At 52.7% G+C, this 5,611-nt stretch carries 4 protein-coding genes and 2 pseudogenes; 4 read left to right on the top strand and 2 right to left on the bottom strand.

Translation table 11 applies throughout. The features are described 5' to 3' along the window. Positions 1–278: 278 nt before the first annotated feature. Both argO and ACTBDZ_RS14445 read left to right on the top strand, forming a co-directional pair. A pseudogene (gene argO / locus ACTBDZ_RS14450) lies at positions 279–893 on the top strand (arginine exporter ArgO). Between the two features lie 196 nt (positions 894–1,089). Further along, positions 1,090–1,815 (top strand): oxidative stress defense protein, encoded by a 726-nt coding sequence (locus tag ACTBDZ_RS14445; protein WP_264644487.1) that lies wholly within the window; start codon positions 1,090–1,092, stop codon positions 1,813–1,815. Positions 1,816–1,832: 17 nt separating this feature from the next. Here the strand turns inward: ACTBDZ_RS14445 and ACTBDZ_RS14440 are convergent, their stop codons facing one another. Further along, positions 1,833–2,726, bottom strand: a complete 894-nt coding sequence (locus tag ACTBDZ_RS14440; RefSeq protein ID WP_438815839.1) for a LysR family transcriptional regulator ArgP — start codon at positions 2,724–2,726, stop codon at positions 1,833–1,835. A 203-nt stretch (positions 2,727–2,929) separates the two neighbouring features. Between ACTBDZ_RS14440 and rpiA the strand changes: the two genes are divergently transcribed. Beyond that, complete coding sequence (rpiA, locus tag ACTBDZ_RS14435; RefSeq protein ID WP_264644488.1) at positions 2,930–3,586, top strand: ribose-5-phosphate isomerase RpiA; 657 nt, start codon at positions 2,930–2,932, stop codon at positions 3,584–3,586. 308 nt (positions 3,587–3,894) lie between these two features. After that, positions 3,895–5,123 (top strand): annotated as a pseudogene (gene serA, locus ACTBDZ_RS14430) (phosphoglycerate dehydrogenase). Positions 5,124–5,296: 173 nt separating this feature from the next. On the opposite strand, the gene ACTBDZ_RS14425 reads toward serA, so the two are convergent. Beyond that, complete coding sequence (locus tag ACTBDZ_RS14425; protein ID WP_438815838.1) at positions 5,297–5,485, bottom strand: zinc-binding dehydrogenase; 189 nt, start codon at positions 5,483–5,485, stop codon at positions 5,297–5,299. Positions 5,486–5,611 lie beyond the last annotated feature (126 nt).

The following is a 5,611-nucleotide window of genomic DNA, read 5'->3' as shown; positions in this document are numbered from 1 at the left end:
GCCTTGTTATAGGAGGGCCAGTTAGTGATTTTAAAATTTTGTTTTGCCATGGAGACCTGATTTTGAAACAACTATGGTGATCTGTTCCGATGATTACCCAAACTTTCTATTTATTCAACAAAGCCGACCGGAACCAAAACAGTGTCAATTTCACATTCTGCATTGCATGATATTCGAAATTAGATTTTCTAATGAATAATTAGAATCTTCAATTTCAGTTAATGAAAAAACCACCTTACACTCCCTCGAATTGTTCATTCGGGAGAGTGTAGGGAACCATGTTTGGTATGTATTGGCAGGGATTTTTTCTGGGCGCGGCGATGATTTTGCCTCTGGGGCCGCAAAACGCTTACGTGATGAATCAGGGGATTCGGCGTCAGTATCATCTGATGATTGCCCTGCTGTGCGCATTGAGCGATGTCATTTTGATCTGCGCCGGCATTTTTGGCGGCAGCGCGTTGCTGAGTCAGTCATCGCTGTTGCTGTCACTGATCACTTGGGGAGGCGTTGCATTTCTGCTTTGGTATGGTTAGGGCGCGTTTAACGTGGTCTTCAAGCGTCAGCTCGACGTGGTGAGCGTGGATATCGTACGGCAAAGCCGCTGGCGCGTTATCGCTACGGTGTTGGCTGTCACCTGGCTGAATCCGCACGTGTATCTGGATACTTTTGTCGTGCAAGGCAGCATTGGCGGGCAAATGGCACCCGGTGCGCGCAGTTGGTTTGCCTTGGGTTCCATTACGGCTTCTTTCCTGTGGTTCTTTGCATTGGCGTTGCTGGCATCCTGGCTGGCACCGTGGCTGAACACACCAAAAGCACAGCGCGTGATTAATGCCTTTGTTGGCGTCATCATGTGGAGTATTGCGCTGCAACTCGCACATTCTGGTATGCAATAGTGTTGTAAGTTGACGTTTTTTTTACGGTATTCCGGAATTCACCTATAGTTAAGCCAAGCCAGCCTGTGCACTATATTTATCTTATCAATAACACCATGTTTATTTATAGCCGTAGGCGTATTCATCGCACAGGCTCGCAGCCGTCATCGTGGCGTGCAACGGCGCACTATTAAATGGAATCAGGAGAAACGACACTGTGAAGCTAAAAGCACTGGCGATAGCCGCCCTGTTAGGATTAAGCACGCTTCCACTGTCCGGTCAGGCCGCTGAATTGCCGAACGGACCGCACATCGTGACATCGGGCAAAGCGAGCGTGGATGCCACGCCGGATATTGCAAATCTGGCGATTGAGGTCAGCGTTTCATCGAAAGACGTGGCTGATGCTAAAAAGCAGGTGGACGACCGCGTGGCGCAATATTTTGCCTATCTGGAAAAACACGGTATTGAGAGAAAAGATATCAGCGCCGCCAACCTGCGTACCCACCCTGAATACGATTTTCTGAAAGATGGTCGTTCTGAACTGAAAGGGTATCGTGCGGTGCGTCAGGTGGCGGTAACGGTACGCCAACTGGATCAACTAAACGCCTTGCTGGACGGTGCGCTGCGCGCGGGGTTGACGGAAATCCGCGGCGTGGAGTTGGGAGTTGCCAACCCGGAGGCCTATCGCGATCAGGCACGTCAGCGGGCAATCGAAACGGCGACCAGCCAGGCGAAAGCATTGGCAACCGGATTCAACGCCAAGCTGGGACCGATTTACAGCATCCGCTATCAGGTTGCCAACTATCAGCCCGTTCCCATGGCCCGGATGTTTAAAGCGGCGGGCGTCGCGGCAGAGGCCGATGTGGCGCAGACTTACGAGCAGCAAAGCATCCAGTTTGACGATCAGGTTGACGTGGTGTTCGAACTGCAACCTAATCAGTAACGCCTGACTAACGCGCGTTAGGACTGGCGCAATACGCGATGCCCGTGCGAGAGCAGGGCATCCGTCACCTTTCTCATCATCCGACTTTCTGGCGCGAAGCGGTGCCAATAAAGCATACGGCGCTGAAACAGGCCCGGCGTCAGATCGACCAGCTCGCTGTTTGCCAATTCTCTCTCGATTTGCAGGTGCGGGATCATACAGCAGGTGGTGCCCTGTCGTGCCAGTTGTACGAACGCTTCTGATGAGTTAACGATATGGCAGGGAACGCTGCCGGGCGAGAGATCGAAATTCTGTTGCAAAAACGCCTGATGCATATCATCCAGATGATCAAAGGCAACCGCAGGGGAGCGCAGCAACGCGGAACGGATCACGCCGTTCGGGAAGTAGCGTGCGGCAAAATCCGGTGAGGCAACAAACAGATAGTCTAACGCACCGAGCTTATCCACCAGACAACTCGGCAACGGCTGCGGCTGGATACTGACGGCACCGACCACTTCACCACGGCGCAAGCGTTCTTGCGTGCGGGTTTCATCTTCCACTTGCAGATTGAGACGAATGGGGGAATCGACCAGCACCGGTTGTAACGCAGGTAACAGCCAGGTTGCCAGACTGTCGGCGTTGACCGCCAGCGACAGCAACAGCGGGATATCGCTGCTGGCATCGTTGCCCAGCCACTCTTCTTCCAGCAACTCCACTTGGTGCAACAGCGCCAGCAGTTTTTGTCCTTGTTCGGTGGGACGCGGTGGTATGGTTCTGACCAACAGCGGCTGTCCGAACAGGTTCTCCAACTGCTTGATGCGTTGTGAAACGGCGGATTGCGTGATGCACAATTTTTGCGCGGCGCGTTCAAATCCGCGCTCACGGATGACGGCATCCAGAGCTTGAAGTGTGCGATAGTCCGGTCGTTTCATGAAGGTGCCATTTCCTATGGATAAAACTTGGTCTTTGCACTATGCCACATTTTTCCGACGGAACACGCTAAAAATCTGTCCCATTTCACACTGATGGCCGAAAATAATCGAAGGACGCGCGGCGATTGGCGTCGTTTCCGGTGGCGCTTGCTCTATAATACGCCTCTCTCTTCTCACTGTAATTTGCAGGCACGATACAGACCATGACACAAGATGAACTGAAAAAGGCAGTCGGCTGGGCCGCGTTGGATTATGTCCGCCCGGATACTATTGTTGGGGTGGGGACGGGCTCAACGGCAGCGCACTTCATTGACGCGCTGGGTTCCATCAAACACCAGATTAAAGGCGCAGTATCCAGCTCCGTGGCGTCTACCGAAAAGTTGAAAAGCTTAGGCATTACGGTGTTCGACAGCAACGAGGTTGATGAACTGGATATCTATGTGGACGGTGCTGATGAGATCAACCCGCACATGCAAATGATTAAAGGTGGTGGCGCTGCGCTGACGCGTGAGAAGATCATTGCTGCCATCGCGCGTCAGTTTATCTGTATTGTCGATGCCTCCAAGCAGGTGGATATTCTGGGCACATTCCCGCTGCCGGTGGAAGTGATCCCCATGGCCCGTGCGTACGTGGCGCGTGAGCTGGTGAAACTGGGCGGCCAGCCGGTCTATCGTCAGGGCGTAGTTACCGACAACGGCAACGTCATTCTGGATGTGCACAACCTCGATATCTCAGATGCCATTGCCGTAGAAAACCGTATCAATGGGATTGCGGGCGTGGTGACCGTCGGTCTGTTTGCCAACCGTGGCGCTGACGTTGCGTTGGTCGGTACCGCGGACGGTGTAAAAACCCTGAAGTAATTTCTCCCCTGCGCATCGGACGTTGGCATTGAAGGTGCTAACGTCCGATTTTTTTGCTTAAAAACCCCACCATTGTTAAAGTCTCACTTTTGGTACTTAATATCACTTTTTCTTATTTTGTTCCCTTGGCATCTGGCAAGGCGACGCGTTATCCCTATTTTTTACTGTAAAAGGGAGTTTGTGACGCCGTTGGCAGCATCGGGGAAGCAATCGATTGTCTTGCTGCTGGCGTAATTTTTGTTATGTTGGCAGAGGCTATTTGGCAAATGGGTTCATTGTCATCTGAAGTCTGAAAATAAGGTCGGGAAATGGCAAAGGTATCACTGGAAAAAGACAAGATTAAATTCCTCCTGGTGGAAGGGGTTCACCAGAGCGCGTTGGAAAACCTGCGCGCAGCGGGTTACACCAACATTGAATACCATAAAGGTGCGTTGGATACGGAAGCGTTGAAAGCCTCCATCCGTGACGCGCATTTCGTCGGTTTGCGTTCCCGTACTCATCTGACGGAAGAAGTGTTTGCTGCCGCAGAAAAGCTGGTTGCCGTGGGCTGTTTTTGCATCGGTACCAATCAGGTTGAATTGCCTTCTGCCACCAAGCGCGGCATCCCGGTGTTCAACGCTCCCTTCTCCAATACCCGCAGCGTAGCGGAACTGGTGATTGGCGAAATGCTGCTGTTGCTGCGCGGCGTTCCTACTGCCAATGCCAAAGCGCACCGTGGTGTGTGGCACAAACAGGCTGTGGGCTCATTTGAAGCGCGCGGCAAAAAACTGGGTATCATTGGCTACGGCCACATTGGCACCCAGTTGGGTATCCTGGCCGAAAGCCTGGGGATGCATGTTTACTTTTACGATATCGAGAGCAAACTGCCGTTAGGTAATGCTCAGCAGGTGCGTCATCTGTCCGAATTGCTGAACATGAGCGACGTGGTCAGCCTGCACGTACCGGAAACGGCGAGCACCCAGAACATGATGGGCGCGGATGAGCTGGCGCTGATGAAGCCGGGTTCTATCCTGATCAACGCCTCACGCGGTACGGTCGTCGATATCCCAGCTTTGTGTGAAGTGCTGCGTAGCCAACACATTGCCGGTGCTGCGATTGACGTATTCCCGCAAGAACCGGCAACCAATTCCGACCCGTTTGTGTCTCCGCTGCTGGAGTTCGACAACGTGCTGCTGACGCCGCACATTGGCGGTTCTACGCAGGAAGCACAGGAGAACATCGGTACGGAAGTGGCCGGTAAACTGGCGAAATACTCTGACAACGGTTCGACGCTGTCTGCGGTTAACTTCCCGGAAGTTTTCTTGCCAGTACAAAGCGATCGCGCACGTTTGCTGCACATTCACGAAAATCGCCCGGGCGTACTGACGGCAATCAACACCATTTTGCCGAGCAAGGTATCAACATTGCCGCCCAATATCTGCAAACCAGCGCGGATATCGGCTATGTGGTAATCGACGTGGAAACGGATGCAGCGAATACCGCGCTGCAACTGATGAAGGCGATTCCCGGCACCATTCGTGCCCGCCTGTTATTCTAAGTGCGCGTCGAGCGTTTAAGGTCGTGACGCACCTACTTAAAACCGTCATTCTCGTCCACCTTCGTCATTCCCGCGAAAGCGGGAATCTCTTGCAGATGAGATGCGTTTCTTCTTACAGAGATCCCCGGCTTTCGCCGAGGATGACGAGGGTTGAGGGCTGACAACGCGAGGTTTTATAACGCGATAGTTACCTTGCCGCGCATATGCCCTTCCTGCACCTTGGCGTGAGCCTGTTGCAGCGTTTCAACGTTTAACCTGTTCAATACTTCACTGGCGGTGCCTTGCAGTTTGCCCGCGTCCACCAGATGTGCCACTTCTTGCAGAATTTTCCCTTGCTGTTCCATATCTGGCGTTTGGTACATGTACATCCGTCATTCCGCACCTACTTTAAGAATAAATTCGACGGTATCGCTCGCCGAGAACATCAACGATGGTCTTGTGAACAGAATTGAGGTTGGATACTTGTGGTGGTCTGTCACCAATACTGA

This window comes from Symbiopectobacterium sp. (assembly GCF_051710365.1).
In the GTDB taxonomy this organism is placed as follows: Bacteria; Pseudomonadota; Gammaproteobacteria; order Enterobacterales; family Enterobacteriaceae; genus Symbiopectobacterium.
Note: the sequence above shows the minus strand (reverse complement) of the source record. Positions and strands in the feature narration are given on the sequence as shown.

Coding starts and splice junctions, on each gene's coding strand:
- ACTBDZ_RS14440 (WP_438815839.1), bottom strand. CDS start 2,726: ATGAAACGACCGGACTATCGCACACTTCAAGCTCTGGATGCCGTCATC.
- rpiA (WP_264644488.1), top strand. CDS start 2,930: ATGACACAAGATGAACTGAAAAAGGCAGTCGGCTGGGCCGCGTTGGAT.
- ACTBDZ_RS14425 (WP_438815838.1), bottom strand. CDS start 5,485: ATGTACCAAACGCCAGATATGGAACAGCAAGGGAAAATTCTGCAAGAA.